Annotated in this window: 23 protein-coding genes; 20 read left to right on the top strand and 3 right to left on the bottom strand. The window is 73.4% G+C overall.

The window, feature by feature from the left end:
• Positions 1-1,815 (top strand): DUF3352 domain-containing protein (locus IRQ30_RS18550; protein WP_193614430.1); only part of this gene is annotated, 1,815 nt, incomplete at its 5' end.
• Between the two features lie 7 nt (positions 1,816-1,822).
• Here the strand turns inward: IRQ30_RS18550 and ybaK are convergent.
• Complete coding sequence (gene ybaK, locus IRQ30_RS18545) at positions 1,823-2,317, bottom strand: Cys-tRNA(Pro) deacylase (protein WP_193614429.1); 495 nt, start codon at positions 2,315-2,317, stop codon at positions 1,823-1,825.
• A 153-nt stretch (positions 2,318-2,470) separates the two neighbouring features.
• The gene (locus tag IRQ30_RS18540; RefSeq protein WP_193607073.1) at positions 2,471-3,133 is read right to left on the bottom strand and encodes an LON peptidase substrate-binding domain-containing protein; all 663 of its coding nucleotides are present in this window, start codon (positions 3,131-3,133) and stop codon (positions 2,471-2,473) included.
• 118 nt (positions 3,134-3,251) lie between these two features.
• On the opposite strand from IRQ30_RS18540, the gene hisD reads away from it, so the two are divergent.
• From hisD to IRQ30_RS18470, 14 genes are all read left to right on the top strand, one after another.
• Positions 3,252-4,556, top strand: coding sequence for a histidinol dehydrogenase (hisD, locus tag IRQ30_RS18535; protein ID WP_193614428.1), 1,305 nt, complete (start codon positions 3,252-3,254; stop codon positions 4,554-4,556).
• 2 nt (positions 4,557-4,558) lie between these two features.
• Positions 4,559-5,644, top strand: coding sequence for a histidinol-phosphate transaminase (locus tag IRQ30_RS18530; protein ID WP_193614427.1), 1,086 nt, complete (start codon positions 4,559-4,561; stop codon positions 5,642-5,644).
• Entirely contained in the window at positions 5,641-6,249 is a 609-nt protein-coding gene (gene hisB / locus IRQ30_RS18525) for an imidazoleglycerol-phosphate dehydratase HisB (RefSeq protein ID WP_193614426.1), read from the top strand. The genes IRQ30_RS18530 and hisB overlap by 4 nt, the downstream gene beginning before the upstream one ends.
• Positions 6,246-6,890: an imidazole glycerol phosphate synthase subunit HisH gene (gene hisH, locus IRQ30_RS18520; protein ID WP_193607077.1), complete on the top strand. Its 645-nt coding sequence runs from the start codon at positions 6,246-6,248 to the stop codon at positions 6,888-6,890. Before hisB ends, hisH begins: the two co-directional genes overlap by 4 nt.
• Before the next feature lie 7 nt (positions 6,891-6,897).
• A complete protein-coding gene (locus tag IRQ30_RS18515) occupies positions 6,898-7,236 on the top strand; it encodes a hypothetical protein (protein ID WP_193607078.1) in 339 nt (112 codons plus the stop codon).
• 52 nt (positions 7,237-7,288) lie between these two features.
• Positions 7,289-8,029 (top strand): bifunctional 1-(5-phosphoribosyl)-5-((5-phosphoribosylamino)methylideneamino)imidazole-4-carboxamide isomerase/phosphoribosylanthranilate isomerase PriA, encoded by a 741-nt coding sequence (gene priA, locus IRQ30_RS18510; RefSeq protein WP_193614425.1) that lies wholly within the window; start codon positions 7,289-7,291, stop codon positions 8,027-8,029.
• Positions 8,026-8,787, top strand: a complete 762-nt coding sequence (gene hisF, locus IRQ30_RS18505; RefSeq protein ID WP_193614424.1) for an imidazole glycerol phosphate synthase subunit HisF — start codon at positions 8,026-8,028, stop codon at positions 8,785-8,787. The genes priA and hisF overlap by 4 nt, the downstream gene beginning before the upstream one ends.
• Before the next feature lie 44 nt (positions 8,788-8,831).
• On the top strand, positions 8,832-9,188 hold the full coding sequence (locus IRQ30_RS18500; RefSeq protein ID WP_193614423.1) for a hypothetical protein: 357 nt from the start codon (positions 8,832-8,834) through the stop codon (positions 9,186-9,188).
• 229 nt (positions 9,189-9,417) lie between these two features.
• Positions 9,418-11,199 (top strand): ABC transporter ATP-binding protein, encoded by a 1,782-nt coding sequence (locus IRQ30_RS18495; protein WP_193614422.1) that lies wholly within the window; start codon positions 9,418-9,420, stop codon positions 11,197-11,199.
• Complete coding sequence (locus IRQ30_RS18490; protein ID WP_338089784.1) at positions 11,196-13,004, top strand: ABC transporter ATP-binding protein; 1,809 nt, start codon at positions 11,196-11,198, stop codon at positions 13,002-13,004. The genes IRQ30_RS18495 and IRQ30_RS18490 overlap by 4 nt, the downstream gene beginning before the upstream one ends.
• A 24-nt stretch (positions 13,005-13,028) precedes the next feature.
• Positions 13,029-13,388, top strand: a complete 360-nt coding sequence (hisI, locus tag IRQ30_RS18485; RefSeq protein WP_193607084.1) for a phosphoribosyl-AMP cyclohydrolase — start codon at positions 13,029-13,031, stop codon at positions 13,386-13,388.
• The gene (locus IRQ30_RS18480) at positions 13,381-13,968 is read left to right on the top strand and encodes a Trp biosynthesis-associated membrane protein (protein WP_193614421.1); all 588 of its coding nucleotides are present in this window, start codon (positions 13,381-13,383) and stop codon (positions 13,966-13,968) included. The genes hisI and IRQ30_RS18480 overlap by 8 nt, the downstream gene beginning before the upstream one ends.
• A 63-nt stretch (positions 13,969-14,031) precedes the next feature.
• On the top strand, positions 14,032-14,232 hold the full coding sequence (locus IRQ30_RS18475) for an HGxxPAAW family protein (protein WP_193614420.1): 201 nt from the start codon (positions 14,032-14,034) through the stop codon (positions 14,230-14,232).
• 11 nt (positions 14,233-14,243) lie between these two features.
• Positions 14,244-14,678, top strand: a complete 435-nt coding sequence (locus IRQ30_RS18470; RefSeq protein ID WP_193614419.1) for a DUF2752 domain-containing protein — start codon at positions 14,244-14,246, stop codon at positions 14,676-14,678.
• Between the two features lie 52 nt (positions 14,679-14,730).
• Here IRQ30_RS18470 and IRQ30_RS18465 read toward each other — a convergent pair whose 3' ends face one another.
• On the bottom strand, positions 14,731-15,093 hold the full coding sequence (locus IRQ30_RS18465) for a DUF4190 domain-containing protein (protein WP_193607088.1): 363 nt from the start codon (positions 15,091-15,093) through the stop codon (positions 14,731-14,733).
• A gap of 109 nt (positions 15,094-15,202) precedes the next feature.
• Between IRQ30_RS18465 and trpC the strand changes: the two genes are divergently transcribed.
• Genes trpC through lgt form a run of 5 tightly spaced genes read left to right on the top strand, consistent with a single transcriptional unit; the run spans position 15,203 to position 19,576 of the window.
• Positions 15,203-15,985, top strand: a complete 783-nt coding sequence (trpC, locus tag IRQ30_RS18460; protein ID WP_193614418.1) for an indole-3-glycerol phosphate synthase TrpC — start codon at positions 15,203-15,205, stop codon at positions 15,983-15,985.
• A complete protein-coding gene (gene trpB, locus IRQ30_RS18455; protein ID WP_193614417.1) occupies positions 15,982-17,211 on the top strand; it encodes a tryptophan synthase subunit beta in 1,230 nt (409 codons plus the stop codon). Before trpC ends, trpB begins: the two co-directional genes overlap by 4 nt.
• Positions 17,208-18,008, top strand: coding sequence for a tryptophan synthase subunit alpha (gene trpA, locus IRQ30_RS18450; protein ID WP_193614416.1), 801 nt, complete (start codon positions 17,208-17,210; stop codon positions 18,006-18,008). Before trpB ends, trpA begins: the two co-directional genes overlap by 4 nt.
• The gene (locus tag IRQ30_RS18445; protein ID WP_193607092.1) at positions 18,001-18,621 is read left to right on the top strand and encodes an SCO family protein; all 621 of its coding nucleotides are present in this window, start codon (positions 18,001-18,003) and stop codon (positions 18,619-18,621) included. Before trpA ends, IRQ30_RS18445 begins: the two co-directional genes overlap by 8 nt.
• 1 nt (position 18,622) lies before the next feature.
• On the top strand, positions 18,623-19,576 hold the full coding sequence (gene lgt / locus IRQ30_RS18440; protein ID WP_338089783.1) for a prolipoprotein diacylglyceryl transferase: 954 nt from the start codon (positions 18,623-18,625) through the stop codon (positions 19,574-19,576).
• Positions 19,577-19,582 lie beyond the last annotated feature (6 nt).

Below are 19,582 nucleotides of genomic sequence, written 5' to 3'. Positions count from 1 at the left end.
CTCGAGGCCGGAGGCGGCCACCGGCTCCCGCCGCAGCCGCCCGCCGCGAGGCGCGGCGGCAAGAAGAAGTACGTGATCGGCGGGGTCGCCGTGGTGGCCGTCGGCGCGGTCGCGGCCGGCGCCTGGGCGGCGGTGTCGTTCTTCAGCACCGGCGACCAGCCGGCGCAGGCGCTGCCCGCGTCCACGCTGGGCTACGTCAGCATCGACCTCGACCCCAGCGGGGGCCAGAAGATCGAGGCGCTGCGGACGCTGCGCAAGTTCCCCGCGTTCAAGGACCAGGTCGGCCTCGACACCGACGACGACCTGCGCCAGAAGGTCTTCGAGCAGCTCCAGAAGGGCGAGGTCTGCTCCGACGTCGACTACGGCGACGACATCGAGCCGTGGCTCGGCGACCGGATGGCCGCCGCGGCCGTCCGCACCGACGACGACACCACGTCTCCGGTGGTGGTCGTGCAGGTCAAGGACGCCGGCAAGGCCGAGGACGGCTTCGCCAAGCTCCGCGACTGCCTCGCCGGTGAGCAGCAGGCCGCGACGGTGGAGCCTCCGGGCCTCGACGACGAGGGTCAGTCGGAGGAGGACCAGCCGAGCGAGATGGGCGGCTGGGCCATCGAGGGCGACTGGGCGATCATCGCCGAGACGACCGAGATCGCCGAGCAGGTCGCCTCGGACGCGAAGGAGGACTCGCTCGCCGACGACGCGGACTTCCAGCGCTGGACCGGCGAGGCCGGCGACGCCGGCATCCTGACGGCGTACGCCGCGCCCGAGGTGGGCGACCTGATGGCCGACGCCGCCGACGAGCTCAGCGGTCTGGGCGGCGCGCTCTCGGGCCCGTCGTGCGTCGAGGAGCCCGAGTCGTTCGATCCCGACACGATCGACCCCGACCCGCTGGACCCCGACCCGCTGGACCCCGACTCGCCGGACCCCGAGCTTCCCGAGCTGCCCGACTACGACGCCCCGTGCGACGACTCCGGCGACGAGAACCCCGTCGACGGCGCGACCGACGAGATCGTCTCCATGTTCGAGGACTTCGAGGGTGCGGCCCTGACGGTGCGCTTCGACGACGGGTCGCTCGAGGTCGAGGCCGCCACCGGCACCGGCTTCGCCGGGCTGGACGCGCTGTCCGGCAGCGACCAGGGTGGCGTCGCGATCTCGACGCTCCCCGAGGACACCGCCGCCGCCTGGGGCGTCGGCTTCGAGGAGGGGTGGTTCGACGAGCTCCTCGAGTACGCCTCGAGCTTCGCGGGCGACGACATGAACATCGACGAGCTGATCCAGCAGGCCGAGGAGGAGACCGGGCTCTCGCTGCCCGAGGACGCCGAGACCCTGGCCGGCGAGTCGGCGACCGTCGCGGTCGGCAGCGACTTCGACCCCGACGCGCTCGGGTCCGGCGAGCCCGGTGACGTGCCAGTGGGCATGAAGGTCAAGGGCGACCCCGAGGCCATCGAGGGCGTGCTGGCCAAGATCGTGGCGAAGCTCTCGGCGAGCGAGCCCGAGGCCGGGGAGCTGCTGGGCAGCGACAGCGACGGCGACTACGTCGCGGTCGGGCCCAACGCCGACTACCGCGCCTCGCTGCTCGAGGACGGCGGGCTCGGCGACACCGACACCTTCAAGGACGTCGTGCGGGAGGCCGACCAGTCCGGCTCCGTCCTGTTCGTCAACTTCGACGCCGGTGACGGCTGGCTGGTCAACCTCGCCAGCGGCATGGGCGACGACGAGGAGCTGTCGGAGAACCTCGAGCCCCTCGAGGGCCTGGGCATCAGCGGGTGGACCGACGGCGACGTCACGCACTCGGTGTTCCGCCTGACCACCAACTAGGAGCAGCTCAGCCGGACCGGCCGACCCGGGCCGTGGTCGCCTCGGTGACCCGGACCAGGTCGGCCGGTGCCAGCTCCAGGTCCAGCCCGCGACGCCCCGCGGAGACGTAGACGGTCGGGTGGGTGAGCGCGGACTCGTCCACGACGGTCGGGTGCGGGCGCTTCTGGCCGACCGGCGAGATGCCGCCGACGACGTAGCCGGTCGCCCGCTCGGCCGCGCCCTTGTCGGCCATCCGCGCCTTGCTCCCGCCCACGGCCCGCGCCAGCGCCTTGAGGTCGAGCTGGCCCGAGACCGGCACCACCGCGACGGTGAGCCTGCCGTCCACGTCGGCGAGCAGCGTCTTGAACACCCGCTCCGGCGCCAGCCCCAGTGCCTGCGCGGCCTCGGCCCCGAAGGACTCGGCGCGCGGGTCGTGGTCGTACTCGTGCAGCGTGAAGTCGACGCCGGCGCTCGTGAGGGCGACCGTGGCCGGCGTCCCGCCGGGCTGCCTCCTCCTGGCCATGAGATCCCTCCCGTTGGTCGAGCAGTGAGGAGCGCCAGCGACGAACGTACGTCGAGACCGTCGCACCCGACTGCTCACATCCTCATGCTCCGCGCGTCTCGATGGATTTCGACGCGCCCGTTCGGGCTTCGCGAGCTCAGCCCGAGGACTCGGTCAGTTCGGCGACCAGCGCGTCCGGGCGACCTCGGTGGCCGGCAGTGAGGGGATGACGTTCATGGCGCGCAGCTCGGCGCGCAGGAGGTCGGTGACCAGGAGCAGCCGCTCCTCGGCGTCGTCGGCCTCGAGGAGCGACTGGCGCTCCGACATCGGCAGGGGGGCGACGGCGGCGAGCGTCCAGGAGAGGTAGCCCGGGTCGCGGGGGAGCGAGCCCTCGTAGGGGTCGGCGCGGATGTCGGCCAGCGCGGTGCGGTAGGCCGTGAACGTCGCGCGGGCCCGCTCGAGGACGGCCTCGTCGACGCCGGCGTCCGGCTCGGGCAGGTCGACGACGTGGCCGACGGGGAAGAGACCCGTGGTGTCGAGGCGGTCGAGCTTGATCCGGTCCAGCCCGACCGCGACGACGTCGAAGCTGCCGTCGGCGTTGGACTCGACCTCGGTGAGCTGCACGCGGCAGCCGACCCGGTAGAGCGACTGCGCGCCGTGGTCGCCGACCTCGTAGCCCTCGCGGATGCCCACCGAGCCGAACACCCGGTCGGTGGGCTCGGAGCGCAGCAGGTGGTGGACCAGCGCGCGGTAGCGATCCTCGAAGACGTGCAGGGGGACGCTGACGCCGGGGAACAGCACCGAGTTCAGGGGGAACATCGGCAGGGTGTCGGTCACCTCGCCACCGTAGCCGGTGGGTGCGGTGCAGCGGTGGCGTCCACCCCGGCGTCGGCCCGGGAGTCCACGCTGCGTCGGCGATGCGGGTCCCGTGCACGCGGCTTCGTAGAATCGAGCCATGATCCGCCGCATCGACCTGCGCGGGGCGGCCGACGCCGGCCCCGTGGACTACCGCGCGGCCGTGCCGCGCGCGGACTTCGACGTCGAGGCGGCCATCCCGGCGGTCCACGCGATCTGCGAGGCGGTCCGGGTGCGGGGCGTCGAGGCCATCGTCGAGATGTCGCAGCAGCACGACGGCGTGACCCAGGAGGACATCCGCGTGCCGCGCCAGGCGCTGACCGACGCCCTCGCCGCGCTCGACCCTGACATCCGCGCGGGGCTCGACGAGTCGATCCGGCGGCTGCGCGCCACCAGCGAGGCCGAGCTCGAGCACGACGTCGCCACCGACCTCGGGCCGGGCGCCCGCGTGACCCACCGCAAGGTGCCGGTCGGCCGGGTCGGCCTCTACGTGCCGGGCGGTCTCGCGCCGCTGGTCTCCAGCGTGCTCATGAACGTCGTGCCCGCCCAGGTCGCCGGCGTGCGCTCGATCGCGCTGAGCTCGACGCCGCAGAAGGACTTCGGCGGTCTCCCGCACCCGACGATCCTCGCGGCGTGCGAGCTGCTGGGCGTCCACGAGGTCTACGCCGTCGGCGGCGCCCAGGCGATCGCGATGTTCGCCTACGGCGTGGGGCCGTGCGCCCGCGTCGACCTGGTCACCGGCCCCGGCAGCATCTGGACGGTCACCGCGAAGCGGCTGCTCAAGGGCCAGGTCGGCATCGACTCCGAGGCCGGTCCCACCGAGATCGCCATCCTCGCCGACGACACCGCCGACGCGGCGTACGTCGCGGCCGACCTGGTGAGCCAGGCCGAGCACGACCCGCTGGCCGCGGCCGTGCTGGTGACGACCTCCGAGCGGCTGGCCGACGACGTCGACGCCGAGCTCGAGAAGCAGGTGCTCGCCACCAAGCACGTCGAGCGCATCCGGACCGCGCTGGGCGGCACCCAGTCGGCGACCGTCCTCGTGGGCGACCTCGAGCAGGGCCTGGAGGTGGTCGACGCCTACGGCGCCGAGCACCTCGAGATCCAGACGGCCGACGCCGCGTCGTACGCCGCCCGGGTGCGCAACGCCGGCGCCATCTTCGTCGGGCCGCACGCGCCCGTGTCGCTGGGCGACTACTGCGCCGGCTCCAACCACGTCCTGCCCACCGGGGGCTGCTCCTGCCACTCCTCGGGGCTCTCGGTGCGCGCGTTCACCAAGTCCGTGCACGTCGTCGACTACACGCGTGACGCGCTGGCCGAGGTCGCCGACCACGTGGTCACCCTCGCGGAGGCCGAGGACCTGCCCGGTCACGGCGCCGCGGTCCGCGTCCGGTTCGGGCGGTAGCCGTGGCCTTCCCTCCGGTGAGGGAGGAGCTGCGCGGCCTCGAGCCGTACGGCGCTCCCCAGCTGGACGTGCCCGTCCAGCTCAACGTCAACGAGAACCCCTACGCGCCCTCGGACGCCGTCGTCGCCGACGTGGCGGAGGCGGTGGCCGGGGCGACCCGCACCCTCAACCGCTACCCGGACCGCGAGTTCCTCGAGCTGCGCACCGCGCTGGCGGCGTACCTCGGCCACGGGGTGCGCGCCGAGCAGGTGTGGGCGGCCAACGGGTCCAACGAGGTGATGCTGCAGCTGCTGCAGGCCTTCGGCGGCCCGGGGCGCACCGCGCTCAGCTTCGCGCCGACGTACTCGATGTACCCGGAGTACGCCCGCGACTCCAACACCGAGTGGGTCGCCGGTCGGCGCGAGGAGGACTTCGCCCTCGACCTCGACGCCGCACGGGCGCTGGTTGAGGGGCGGCGGCCGTCGGTCGTGCTGCTGCCCTCGCCCAACAACCCCACCGGCACCGCGCTGCCGCCGGAGGCCGTCTCGATGCTCTGCGAGGCCGTCGGCGACGACGGCATCGTGGTCGTCGACGAGGCCTACGGCGAGTTCCGCCGCGCGGGCACGCCGTCGGCGCTCGAGCTGCTGCCGACCCACCGCAACCTCGTCGTCTCGCGCACGATGAGCAAGGCGTTCGCCCTGGCGGGCGCGCGGCTCGGCTACCTCGCGGCCGACCCCGCCATCTGCGACGCCATCCGCGTGGTGCGCCTGCCCTACCACCTCTCCGCGGTCACCCAGGCCGTCGCGCTGACGGCCCTGCGGCACGCGCCCGAGCTGCTCGGCAACGTCGACCTGCTCCGCCAGGAGCGCGACCGGACGGTGGCCTGGCTGCGCGCGCAGGGGCTGCAGGTCGCGGAGAGCGACGCCAACTTCTGTTTGTTCGGGACCTACCCCGACCGCCATGCTGTGTGGCAGGGCCTCCTCGACCGGGGGGTGCTGGTCCGCGAGACCGGCCCCGAGGGATGGCTCCGGGTCTCCATCGGCACCCCCGAGGAGATGACGGCCTTCCAGCACGCACTCACGTCAGTCACGGAAGAGGGAGTCAGATGAGCAGGACCGCACGCATCGAGCGCGAGACCAGCGAGTCCAAGGTGCTCGTCGAGGTCGACCTCGACGGCACCGGCCGCCACGACATCTCCACCGGCGTGGGCTTCTACGACCACATGCTCACCGCGTTCGCGCGCCACTCACTGGTCGATCTCACCGTCCAGAGCGTCGGGGACCTCCACATCGACGCCCACCACACCGTCGAGGACACCGCCATCGTGCTCGGCCAGGCCCTGCGCCGGGCCCTGGGCGACAAGGTCGGCATCCGCCGCTTCGGCGACGCGACCGTCCCGCTCGACGAGGCGCTCGTGCAGGCCGTCGTCGACGTCTCCGGTCGTCCCTACTGCGTCCACACCGGCGAGCCGGAGGGACAGCAGTACGTCGAGCTCGGCGGCTCCGGCGTGGCCTACCTCGGGTCGCTGACCCGCCACGTGTTCGAGACGCTGGCCTTCCACGCGCACATCGGGCTGCACGTGCGCGTCCTGGCCGGCCGCGAGCCGCACCACATCGTGGAGACGCAGTACAAGGCGTTCGCCCGCGCCTTCCGCGACGCCGTCGCGCTCGACCCTCGCGAGACGGGCGTGCCCTCGACCAAGGGGGCCCTGTGACCGAGAAGCGCGACGTCGTCGTCCTGGACTACGGGTCGGGCAACCTCCGCTCGGCGGTGCGCGCGCTGGAGCGCGCCGGCGCGCAGGTGGAGCTGACGGGGGACTTCGACCGCGCGCTGGAGGCCGACGGCCTCGTGGTGCCCGGTGTCGGCGCGTACGCCGCCTGCATGGCCGGGCTGCGCGAGGTCAAGGGCGACCGCCTCATCGGCCGCCGGCTGGCCGGCGGCCGGCCCGTGCTGGGGATCTGCGTGGGCATGCAGATCCTCTTCGAGCGCGGCGTCGAGCACGGCGTCGAGACCGAGGGCTGCGACGAGTGGCCGGGAGTCGTCGAGCGGCTGCAGGCCCCCGTCGTGCCGCACATGGGCTGGAACACGGTGGAGGCGCCGGAGGGCTCGACGCTGTTCGCGGGGCTGGAGGGGGAGCGGTTCTACTTCGTGCACTCCTACGGCGTTCGCGAGTGGGCCCTGCGCACCAACGACCGCACCCGCGCACCGCTGGTCACCTGGGCCGAGCACGGTGGCGACCGGTTCGTCGCTGCCGTCGAGAACGGTCCGCTCACCGCGACCCAGTTCCACCCGGAGAAGTCCGGCGACGCCGGGGCCGCCCTGCTCGACAACTGGGTGCGGAGCCTGGCCGCGTGAGGCCGGCATGAGCCGGGAGCGGGCGCGCAGGCGTGAGGAGCGCGAGCGGGAGGCGGCGGTGAGGGCCGCGGCCCGGGCCGCCGCCGAGGAGCGCGAGGAGCGCCGCGCCGCCCGACGTCGCCGGGTCGCCTCGGTGCTGCCGCAGCCTCGGCCCCAGGCCCGCCAGGCGACCGGCGTGCTGGCGCGTCGGCGACGGAACCAGGCGCTCGGCACCCTCGCCCTGGTGGTGCTCGTCAACGCCGCGTCCTTCGCGTTCCTCGAGCACTGGGCCGCGCGCCTGCTCGTGCTGATCGTCAGCGCGCTCGCCGCGCCCGTCCTGCACACCCTGCTGTTCCGCCGTCGCTGAGCCGGCGGCCCAGTCCTACGTCCCACCCCGCGTCCCGACCGAGAGAAGACCCATGACCGACCACCTCGAGCTCCTCCCCGCCGTCGACATCGCCGGTGGCCAGGCCGTCCAGCTGGTGCAGGGCGTCGCCGGCTCGGAGAAGCGCTTCGGCGACCCGGTGGAGGCCGCGCTGCGGTGGCAGGAGGCGGGTGCGGAGTGGCTGCACCTGGTCGACCTCGACGCGGCGTTCGGGCGCGGGCACAACCGGGAGCTCCAGGCGCGGATCGTCGGCACCCTCGACATCCACGTCGAGATGAGCGGCGGCATCCGCGACGACGAGTCGCTCGCGGCCGCCATGGCCACCGGCTGCCGCCGGGTCAACATCGGCACCGCGGCCCTCGAGCAGCCCGCGTGGTGCGCGGCGGCGATCGCTGAGCACGGCGACCGCGTGGCCGTCGGGCTCGACGTCCGCGGCCGCACCCTGGCCGCCCGCGGCTGGACCCGCGAGGGCGGTGACCTCTACGACGTGCTGGCGCGCCTCGACTCCGAGGGATGTGCGCGCTACGTCGTCACCGACGTCAACAAGGACGGCATGCTGCAGGGGCCCAACCTCCAGCTGCTGCGCGACGTGTGCGCCGCGACCTCCCGCCCGGTGGTCGCCTCCGGCGGGATCACCGAGCTGGCCGACCTCGAGGCGCTGATGGGCCTGGTCGGCGAGGGCGTCGAGGGCGCGATCATCGGGACGGCGCTCTACGAGGGCCGGTTCACGCTCGAGGACGCCCTCGCCCTGACCCTGCCGCAGGACCGCGCGTGAGCCTCGCCGTCCGCGTCATCCCCTGCCTGGACGTCGATGCCGGCCGCGTGGTCAAGGGCGTCAACTTCCAGGAGCTGCGCGACGCCGGCGACCCGGTCGAGCTGGCCCGCACCTACGACGCCGAGGGCGCCGACGAGCTGACGTTCCTCGACATCTCGGCCTCCTTCGAGGGGCGCGCCACCACGATGGAGATCGTCTCGCGCACCGCCGAGGAGGTGTTCATCCCGCTGACCGTCGGCGGGGGAGTCTCCTCGGTCGCCGACGTCGACCGCCTGCTGCGCGCCGGCGCCGACAAGGTCGCGGTCAACACCGCCGCGATCCACCGACCCGAGCTGGTCGCCGAGATCGCCGACCGCTTCGGCAGCCAGGTCCTGGTGCTCTCGGTGGACGCGCGCCGGGCGCCGCGCACCGACTCGGGCTTCGAGGTCACGACCCACGGCGGCCGCAAGTCCGCCGGCCTCGACGCCATCGAGTGGGCGGCACGCGCCTGCGAGCTCGGCGCCGGGGAGATCCTGCTCAACGCCATGGACTCCGACGGCACCCAGGACGGCTTCGACCTCGAGCTCATCCGCGCCGTGCGCCGTGAGGTCACCGTGCCCGTCATCGCCTCGGGCGGCGCCGGTGCGGTCGAGCACTTCCCGCCGGCGGTCGACGCGGGCGCCGACGCCGTCCTGGCCGCCACCGTGTTCCACTTCGGCACCCTGCGCATCCGCGACGTCAAGGCCGCCCTGGGCGACGCGGGCCACCCCGTTCGCTGATCCGCCCAGGTTTCCGCGGCCGGGCTGCGGGAGACGCTGCCGGCATGAGCAGCTACGACGTCTACCAGGGACCCGGCGCAGAGACCGCCGAGCCGACGGCTCCCTCCGGCGCACCCGAGGCGGCGCAGGAGTGGCGCGTGCTCGTGGAGTACTCCAACGAGGGGGAGCGGAAGCCACCGACCGTGGTCGACGAGCTCGGACCGGTCTACGTGTCGCGCGAGGTCGCGCTGAAGGCCGCCGAGCGCGTGGCCTTCGACCACCAGCCGCCGGACCCGCTCTCCCCGCGCGGGCGCACCGTCTACGAGCGCACCGATGGCTTCCTGACCGTGGTCGAGGGCGCGATGTCGACGTTCCACTTCCGCACGCACGTGGTGCGCCTCGTGGGGCGCGCCGAGCGCTAGACCTCCGCGCTAGGCGCCCAGGTCGGCATCCTGCAGCCGCGCGACGCTCGCGGGCGGCCCGTCGAAGCGGAGCCCCCTCACCTCCGCTCGGCCGGACCGGAAGAGGGACGGGGTGGGCATGCCGCCAGCCTGCCACGGGGGGTAGTGACGGATTGGGCGATGGCGGCGCCCGGGAATAGCCTGCGAGCCTCGACGGTTCTCGGTCGTCGAGGGCGCGAGTCAGGGAGACATGGACGACGAACGAGCAGACGGCCGGGGTTCCACCCGTGCCGGCTTCGGTGTGCTCCTGGTGGCGATCAAGCGGGAGCCCTGGATCTTCACGCTGTCCACGCTGGGCAGCGTGCTGTTCGGTGCGCTGACCGTCGCCGACGCCTGGGTGCTGGGCTGGTCGACCGACCACGTCGTGCTGCCCGCCTTCCGCACCGGTGAGGTCGGCACGGGCTCGCTGGTGGCGATCCTCGCGCTGTTCCTCGGGGTCGCGATCCTGCGCGCGGTGGGCATCGTCGCGCGCCGGCTGGGCGCCGGGATCATGCAGTACCGCATGCAGGCCAGCACCCGCCGTGCGGTGACGCGCCAGTACCTCTCCCTGCCCATGGAGTGGCACCAGCGCCACCCCACCGGCGAGCTGCTCTCCAACGCCAACTCCGACGTCGAGGCCGCCTGGGGCCCGATCGCGCCCCTGCCCATGGCCGTCGGCACCGTGGCGATGATGGTGATCGCCGTCGCGCAGATGCTGCTGGCCGACGTCGTCCTCGCCCTGGTCGGGCTGCTGGTGTTCCCCGCGGTCATCGCCGTCAACGTGATCTACCAGCAGCGCTCGCAGGGCTGGATGACCCGCGCCCAGCAGCTGCGTGGCGAGGTCAGCGAGATCGCCCACGAGTCCTTCGACGGCGCCATGGTCGTCAAGACCCTGGGCCGCGAGCCCGAGGAGACCGCCCGCTTCGCGGCCAAGGCCCAGGAGCTGCGCGACGTCAACATCCGGGTCGGCCGGATCCGCGCCGCCTTCGACCCGGCCCTCGCAGCGCTGCCCGGGCTCGGCGTGCTGTTCGTCCTCGCGGTCGGCGTCTCCCGGGTGCTCAGCGGCGCCACCGACGCCGGCGACGTCGTCACCGTCGCCTACCTCCTGACGATCGTGTCCTTCCCGATCCGCTCCATCGGCTGGCTGCTGGGGGAGTTCCCCCGCAGCGTCGTCGGCTACCGCCGGGTGCGCTCGGTGCTCGGTGCCACCGGCGAGATGCCGTACGGCGAGCGGCGTGCGGTCCGCGGCGCCGACGGCGCCCGCCTCGACGTCGAGTCCCTCGGCTACCGCTACGACCCCGACCAGCCGCTCCTCGAGGACCTCACGTTCTCGGTCGAGCCCGGCCGCACCGTCGCGCTCGTGGGCGCGACGGCGTCCGGCAAGAGCACGCTCACCACCCTGCTCACGCGCCTGGTCGACCCCGACCACGGACGCGTCGCCGTCGACGGCGTCGACCTGCGCGAGCTGGCGCCCGGGGAGCTGGCCGCGACGGTCTCGATCGTGCCGCAGACGGCGTTCCTCTTCGACGACACCGTGCGCGGCAACATCACCCTCGGCGCCGACGTCAGCGACGCCGACGTGTGGGAGGCGCTGCGCACGGCACAGGCCGACGGCTTCGTCGCCGCCCTGCCCTCCGGCCTGGACACCCAGCTCGGCGAGCGCGGCACGTCGCTCTCGGGCGGTCAGCGCCAGCGCATCTCGCTGGCCCGCGCACTCGTGCGCCGGCCGCGACTGCTGATCCTCGACGACGCCACCTCGGCGGTCGACCCCGAGGTCGAGGCCCGCATCCTCGCCGGGCTGCGCGAGAGCGGCACCGGCTCCACGCTGGTCGTCGTCGCCTACCGCAAGGCCACGATCGGGCTGGCCGACGAGGTCCTCCACCTCGAGGGCGGGCGCGTCGTGGCCCGCGGCACGCACGCCGAGCTGCTCGCCAGCAGCCCGTCGTACGCCCGCCTGGTCAACGCCTACGAGCAGGAGGAGGTGAGCACGTGAGCACCGTCATGGACTCCGGCGAGGAGATCGGCGCGATCGCGACGATCCGTCGCGGGGTGCACTTCTCTCCCGAGCTGAAGGAGGGCGTCTGGGGCACCCTCGCCCTGGCCGTCGTGGCCTCGGTGGGCCAGGTGATCGTGCCCATCGCGGTCCAGCAGACCCTCGACCGCGGCCTGGGCCGCTCCGGCGGCCCGGACGTGTCCTTCACCGTCTGGATGGGCGTGGTGGCCGCGGCCGGCCTGCTCGTGACCAGCTACGCCTCCTACGCCATGACCCGGCGGCTCTTCACCACCTCCGAACGGGGCCTGGCCTCGCTGCGCATCAAGGCCTTCCGGCACGTGCACGACCTGCCGCTCCTCACCCAGAACACCGAGCGCCGGGGCGCGCTGGTCTCGCGCGTCACCAGCGACGTCGACCAGGTCAGCCAGTTCCTGGTGTTCGGCGGCCTGCTCTTCGTCGTCAGCATCGGCCAGGTGCTGATCGCGACGATCGTCATGCTGTTCTACAGCTGGCAGCTCGCCCTGGTGGTGTGGCTGTGCTTCGCGCCGCTGTTCGCCTCGCTGCGGTTCTTCCAGCGCAAGCTCTCCGACGCCTACGGCACCGTCCGCCGGCAGGTCGGCATCATGCTGTCCGCGATCTCCGAGCCCGTCGTCGGTGCCGCGGTCGTGCGCTCCTACGCCGTCGAGTCGCGCACCCAGGCGCGCATCGACGAGGCGATCGCCACGCACCAGCAGGCCAGCACCCGCGCGCAGGGCTTCACGGCCTTCTCGTTCTCCCTCGGCGGGGTCTCCGCCGGCCTCGCCAACGCCGGCGTCCTGATCGTCGGCATCTGGCTCGGCTTCGCGGGCGACATCACCGCCGGCGAGGTGCTGGCCTTCGCGTTCCTGGTGACGCTGTTCGTGGGCCCGGTGCAGATGGGCACGCAGATCCTCACCGACGCCCAGAACGCCATCGCCGGGTGGCGCCGGGTCATCGGGATCCTCGACACGCCGGCCGACCTCGTCGACCCGGGGCCCGAGGGCCAGGTGCTCCCGCGCGGCCCGATCGACGTGCGCTTCGAGGACGTCGAGTTCGCCTACCCCGGCGGCCCGCCGGTCCTGCGCGACGTCACCCTCGACATCGCCGCCGGCCGCCGGGTGGCGATCGTCGGCGAGACCGGCTCGGGCAAGTCGACGTTCGCCAAGCTCCTCACCCGCCTGATGGACCCCTCGCGCGGGGCGGTGCTGCTCGACGGCGTCGACGTGCGCGAGATCGGCGAGGCCTCGCTGCGGCGCAGCGTGGTCCTCGTGCCCCAGGAGGGCTTCCTCTTCGACGACACCCTGCGGGCCAACGTGCGCTACGGCCGGCTCGACGCCTCCGACGACGACATCCGCGCCAGCGCCGACGAGCTCGGCCTCACCGACTGGCTCGACGGGCTGCCCCGCGGCCTCGACACCCGGGTCGGCCAGCGCGGCGAGTCGCTCTCGGCGGGGGAGCGGCAGCTGGTGGCGCTGCTGCGCGCCCACCTCGCCGACCCCGACCTGCTGGTCCTCGACGAGGCCACCAGCGCCGTCGACCCCCAGCTCGAGATGCGCATCGGCCGGGCGCTGGAGCGGCTGATGGGCGGGCGCACCTCGGTCACCATCGCCCACCGCCTCTCCACCGCCGAGAGCGCCGACGAGGTCGTGGTCGTCGACCAGGGCCGCGTCGTGCAGCGCGGCCACCACAGCGTCCTGGCAGCCGAGGCCGGCAGCGTCTACGCCGGCCTGCACCGCTCCTGGGTCTCGCAGCAAGGGCCCGCGGGCGAGGCGAGCGCGCGAGCCTAGGCCGCCGCGCGCGATACTGGACCCATGCCCCTCGACCCCGCCATCGCCGACCGGCTCAAGCGCTCCGCGGAGGGTCTGGTGCCGGCCGTGGTGCAGCAGCACGACTCCGGTGAGGTGCTGATGCTGGGCTGGATGGACGACGAGGCGCTCGAGCGCACGCTGACGACCGGGCGGGCGACGTACTGGAGCCGCTCGCGCCGCGAGTACTGGGTCAAGGGCGACACCTCCGGTCACGTCCAGTGGGTCAAGGAGGTCCGCCTCGACTGCGACGGCGACACCCTGCTGGTCAAGGTCGACCAGGAGGGCGCCGCCTGCCACACCGGTGACCGCACCTGCTTCGACGCCGACCTGCTCGGGCCGCTCGACGGCGCCGGCCGTGGCTGAGCGCCGCACGGGCGGCTTCGCGCTCACCGTCCTGGTCGGTCTCGCCGCCGGGGTGGGGGCCGCGGTGGGCGGCAACCAGGTGTGGGCGGTGGCCGACCTGACCCGCAGCGAGGAGTCCTCCTCGCTGGTCACGACGTTCGTGCTGCGCGGCGAGGGCGCCAGCGTGCCGCTGGCCACCGCGCTGGGCCTGGTGGTCCTCGCGTGCTGGGGCGTCGTCCTGGTCTCGCGGGGCCGCGTGCGTCGCGTGGTCGCGGCGCTCGGCGCGCTGGCCGCGGTCGGCACGCTGGTGACCTACGCGGTCGGCGCGCTCACCTCCGTGCGCGACCTCGCCGACGACTTCACCGCCGCCGGCCTGCCCGGCGTCGACATCGACCTGACGCGGTGGTTCTGGTTCGGGCTGGCCTGCGCGCTGGTCTCCGCGGTCGCCGCCGTGCTCGCCGTACGGCGGGTCCCGGGCTGGCCGGAGATGGGCAGCCGCTACGACGCGCCCGGTGAGCAGGGGGCCGCACGGCCCGTCGAGGACCCGTCCAACCTGGACCTCTGGAAGGCCATCGACCAGGGTGACGACCCCACGCGCTGAGCACCTGAATAGACTGGCCCCGCACCACCACGACGTACCGATCCGCACCGCGAGGAGTCCCGCATGTCTGACAACCACGGCAACACCCCGGCAGCCTGGACGGCCGTGGTCGTCGGACTGGTGGGCTTCGTGGTCGGCGGCGTCGGACTGATGCTGAGCCCGATCAGCTACCCGATCTTCTGGGTCGGCGTCGCGATCACGCTGGCCGCCGGCGTGCTGTTCGCGATCATGGCCAAGATGGGCCTGCACGGGTCGACGCATTGACCCACCCGCCGATGGCGCCCCACGCGCCGGTCCGCCCCACGCCGCCGCGCTCGCGGTGGCAGCGGATGGCCGCGCCCGTGGCGACGATCGGCACCATCGGTGCCCTGACGGTCGCCCTGCACCTGCGCGACCCGCACTCGCAGGGGAGCTGGGGGTTCTGCCCCAGCGCCGCGATGGGCTTCTACTGCCCGGGCTGCGGGGGCCTGCGCGCGGTCAACGACCTGAGCAACCTGCAGGTCGTCGACGCCGCCTCGAGCAACCTGGCGTTCGTCGTCGCGCTGCCGTTCATCCTGGCCGGACTCGCGGTCTGGACGGTCGACCGCTGGCGAGGCCATCGGCGACGGGTGCCGATGGCGGTGGTGAGCCGGGTGGCCCTGACCGGACTCGCGCTGGTCGCGGTGTTCACCGTGGTGCGCAACCTGTCCGGCTCCTGGCTGGCCCCGTAGGGCCCGTGCCCGGGCCCGGAGCGCCCGCAGGCGCCCCGGGACCCGGAGCGGATCAGCTGCTGTAGCTGTCGAGGTCTATGTCGATGACGCCGGTGCCGACCAGGATCCAGTAGAGGACGCCGAGGGCGATCCCGACGAGGCCGAGGATGAAGCCCCACTGGGCGAGGTTCGCGCCCTTCTTGGCGCCGTGGGAGTTCGCCACGTCCTTCTTGCCCAGCAGGCCGAAGACGACGCCGCCGATCGAGAAGACGAAGCATCCCCAGAAGCAGGGGATGACGCCGATGATGCCGAGGACCAGGCCGGAGATGGCCATGGCGGAGTTCTTCTGCGGCTGCCCGCCGTAGCCCGGGGGCGGCGCGCCGTACTGCGGGCCCTCGGGGGGCGGCGGGGGCGGCGGGGGCTGTCCGTAGCTCATGAAGATCCCTTCGATCGTGACCGGTCCTGGGTGACCGCTGGCAGGACCCTATTACGTCACGTGTCAGACTCAGACGTACGCATCGCCGGTCCCATCTGGAGGAGGAGTCATGTCCGTGCTCGACGACATCGTCGCGGGCGTCCGGACCGACCTCGCCGAGCGCGAGGCCGCCCTCCCGCTCGCCGAGCTGCGCGCCACCCTGGCCGACGCCGAGCCCGTGCGTGACCCGATGCCCCACTTCCGCACCACCGGCTCCAGCGTGATCGCCGAGGTCAAGCGCCGCAGTCCCAGCAAGGGCGAGCTGGCCGACATCCCCGACCCCGCCTCCCTGGCCCGCGAGTACGCCGCCGGGGGAGCCGCCGCGATCAGCGTGCTGACCGAGCAGCGCCGCTTCGGCGGCAGCCTCGCCGACCTGCGCGCCGTGCGCGCCGCGGTCGACACCCCGCTGCTGCGCAAGGACTTCGTGGTCACGAGCTACCAGGTGGTCGAGGCCCGCGCGGCCGGCGCCGACCTGGTGCTGCTGATCGTCGCCGCGCTCGACGACGACACCCTGCGCCGCCTGCACGACGAGGCACGCGAGCTCGGCCTCACCGTGCTGGTCGAGGTGCACGACGAGGACGAGACCGAGCGGGCGGTGGCGCTGGGCGCCGAGCTCGTCGGCGTCAACGCGCGCAACCTCAAGACCCTCGCGGTCGACAACGACACGTTCTCCCGCCTGGCGCCGCTGGTGCCCTCCGACCGCGTGCTCGTGGCGGAGTCGGGGATCTCGGGGGAGCAGGACGTCAAGCGCTTCGTGAGCGAGGGCGCCCGTGCGGTGCTCGTCGGCGAGGCGCTCGTCAAGGACGGGGCGCCGCGCCAGGCGGTCGCCGCGATGACAGGAGTCGAGGCATGACCAGCGCGCAGGAAGCACCTCCCACCACCTCCCGCTACGACGCCGACGAGCGGGGCTGGTTCGGTGACTTCGGTGGCCGCTTCATGCCCGAGGCGCTGGTCGCCGCGCTCGACGAGCTCACCGCCGCCTGGCAGGACGCGATGGCCGACCCCGCCTTCGTGGCGAGCTTCGAGGCCATCTGCCGCGACTACGCCGGCACGCCGAGCCGGCTCTACGAGGCCCGCCGGCTCTCCGACAAGGTCGGCGCGCGCATCCTGCTCAAGCGCGAGGACCTCAACCACACCGGCGCGCACAAGATCCGCAACGTGCTCGGCCAGGCGCTGCTGACCCAGCGCATGGGCAAGAAGCGCGTCATCGCCGAGACCGGCGCGGGCCAGCACGGCGTCGCCAGCGCCACGGCCGCCGCCTACTTCGGCATGGAGTGCACCGTCTACATGGGGGCCGTCGACGTCAAGCGCCAGGCGCTCAACGTCGCCCGGATGCACCTCCTCGGCGCGAAGGTCGTGCCCGTCGACGGCGGCAGCGCGACGCTGAAGGACGCGATCAACGAGGCGCTGCGCGACTGGGTGTCCACCGTCGACCACACCGCCTACCTCTTCGGCACCGCCGCCGGACCCCACCCGTTCCCCAGCATGGTCCGCGACTTCGCGCGCGGCATCGGCGACGAGGCGCGCGCCCAGTGCCTCGAGCAGTACGGCGTGCTGCCCGACGCCATCGCGGCCTGCGTCGGCGGCGGCTCCAACGCGATCGGCCTCTACCAGGCGTTCCTCGACGACGAGGACGTCGCCATCTACGGCTTCGAGCCCGGCGGCGACGGCGTCGAGACCGGCCGCCACGCCGCGACGATCCACGCCGCCGACAGCGGCGTCCTGCACGGGGCGCGCACCTACGTCCTCCAGGACGAGGACGGCCAGACCGTCGAGTCCCACTCGATCTCGGCCGGCCTCGACTACCCCGGCGTCGGCCCCCAGCACGCCCACCTCGCCCAGGTCGGGCGCGTCACGTACCTGCCGATCACCGACGCCCAGGCGATGGACGCGCTGGCGCTGCTGAGCCGCACCGAGGGGATCATCCCGGCCATCGAGTCGGCCCACGCGATCGCGGGCGCGCTGGACGTCGCCAAGCGGCTCGGCGAGGAGAAGGGTCCCGACGCCACGGTGCTGATCAACCTCAGCGGCCGCGGCGACAAGGACATGGAGACCGCCATGGAGTGGTTCGACCTGTGAGCGCCTCGACCTCCACCGCCTTCGAGAAGGCCCGCGCCGACGGTCGCGCCGCGCTGGTCGGCTACCTGCCGGCCGGCTACCCCGACGTCGCCGGCGGCATCGACGCGCTGCGCTGCCTGGTCGACTCGGGCTGCGACGTCATCGAGATCGGGCTGCCCTACAGCGACCCGGTCATGGACGGCCCCACCATCCAGGCCGCGGCGCAGCACGCGCTCGAGGGCGGCGTCCGCACCCACGACGTGCTCCGCACGGTCGAGGCCGTCGCCGCCACCGGCGTGCCGACGCTCGTCATGACCTACTGGAACCCCGTCGAGCGCTACGGCGTCCCGCGCTTCGCCGCGGACCTCGCCAGCGCCGGGGGAGCGGGCCTGATCACGCCCGACCTGACGCCCGACAGCGCCCCGGAGTGGATCGCCGCCGCGGACGAGCACGACCTCGACAAGGTCTTCCTGGTCGCGCCGTCCTCCACCGACGAGCGCGTCGCCATGACCACCGCCGCGTGCCGTGGCTTCGTCTACGCGACGGCCGTCATGGGCGTCACCGGCGCGCGCACGACCACCAGCGACCTCGCCGGCCCGCTCGTCGCCCGCACCCGAGCGACCACCGACCTGCCCGTCGGCGTCGGCCTCGGCGTCAGCAACGGCGACCAGGCCGCCGAGGTGGCGTCGTACGCCGACGGCGTGATCGTGGGCTCGGCGTTCGTCCGCGCCCTCCTCGACCAGGACGACCGGGCCGCGGGCCTGCGCGCGCTCGCGGCCCTCACCGAGGACCTCGCCGCCGGAGTGAGGCGTGCGTAGCAAGCTCGCCCCGCCCTCACGTGCCCTGCTCCCGCTCGTCCTCCTGCTGCTGGTCCTGACCGCGTGCGGCGGGGGCGAGCCGTCCAAGTTCGCCGGCAGCACCCTGGAGAACCCCTACCGGGTCCCCGACGTCGCGCTCACCGACACCGACGGCGCGCCGTACTCGCTGGCGGCCGACACCGACAAGCGGCTCACGCTGGTCTTCTTCGGCTACGCCCACTGCCCCGACATCTGCCAGCAGGTGATGGGCGCCCTCGCCGGCGCGATGAACCGCCTCGACGACGCCGACCGCGAGCAGGTCGACGTGGTGTTCGTGACCACCGACCCGACCCGCGACACCCCGAAGGCGCTGCACCAGTACCTCGAGCGCTACGACCCCTCGTTCATCGGCCTCACCGGCGACATCGACACCATCATCGAGGTCGGCAAGCCCCTGGCCATCTACGTCAACGACGGCAAGCTGCTGCCCACCGGGGGCTACGACCTGGGCGGCCACAGCACGCAGGTCACCGCGGTCGACAGCGCCGACGAGGCTCCGGTCTACTGGGACCAGGAGACCACCCAGGCGGAGTTCGCCGCCGACATCCACACCCTGCTCGCCAAGGAGAACTGACGTGACGCTCACGGCGATCACCGCCCTCTCGATCCCCAGCCCGGAGTCCGGGGTGTGGCACCTGGGGCCGGTGCCGATCCGCGGCTACGCGCTGTCGATCATCCTCGGCATCATCGTCGCGATCTGGATCGGCGAGCGCCGCTGGGTGGCCCGCGGCGGCCGGCCCGGCGACGTGCAGGACCTCGCGATCTGGGCGGTGCCGTTCGGCCTCGTGGGCGCGCGGCTCTACCACGTCGCGACCGACAGCGGCCTCTACTTCGGCGAGGGCGACAACCCCGTCGAGGCGCTGTACGTGTGGCAGGGCGGACTCGGCATCTGGGGCGGCGTCGCCCTCGGCGCCCTCGGCGTGGTGATCGCGGCTCGCCGCAAGGGCATCAAGCTGCTCCCGGTCCTCGACGCGATGGCGCCCGGCGTCCTGGTCGCGCAGGCCATCGGGCGCTGGGGCAACTGGTTCAACCAGGAGCTCTACGGCCGTCCCACCGACCTCCCGTGGGGCCTCGAGATCGACCCCGCCAACTGGCCGTCGGGCTCGACCTTCGCGCCCGGGACGACGTTCCACCCGACCTACCTCTACGAGTTCCTCTGGAACCTCGCCGCCTTCGCGCTGGTGATCTGGGCCGACCGCCGGTTCCGCCTCGGCCACGGGCGCGTGCTGGCCCTCTACGTCATGGCCTACACGGCCGGGCGCGGCTGGATCGAGTACCTCCGCATCGACACCGTCGAGCTCAACGACGTCGGCGGGCTGCGCTTCAACGTGTGGGTCTCGATCGTGCTGTTCGTCGCCGCGGCGGCGTACTTCCTGATCAGCATGCGCCGTCGTCCGGGTCGCGAGGAGTCGGTGTGGGCGGACGGCCGCGGTCCGACTGGTGAGACGACCGAGGCCGCGGACGACGCGGAGGAGGCCGAGCCGAGCGGGGACGAGCCCGAGGAGAGCACCAAGGAGACCACGGGCTGACCGTCC

The sequence above is a fragment of the Nocardioides lijunqiniae genome (assembly GCF_015024225.1).
GTDB classification, from domain to species: domain Bacteria; phylum Actinomycetota; class Actinomycetes; order Propionibacteriales; family Nocardioidaceae; genus Nocardioides; species Nocardioides lijunqiniae.
The sequence above is the reverse complement of the archived record's forward strand: the minus strand, read 5'-3'. Positions and strand labels throughout refer to the sequence as shown.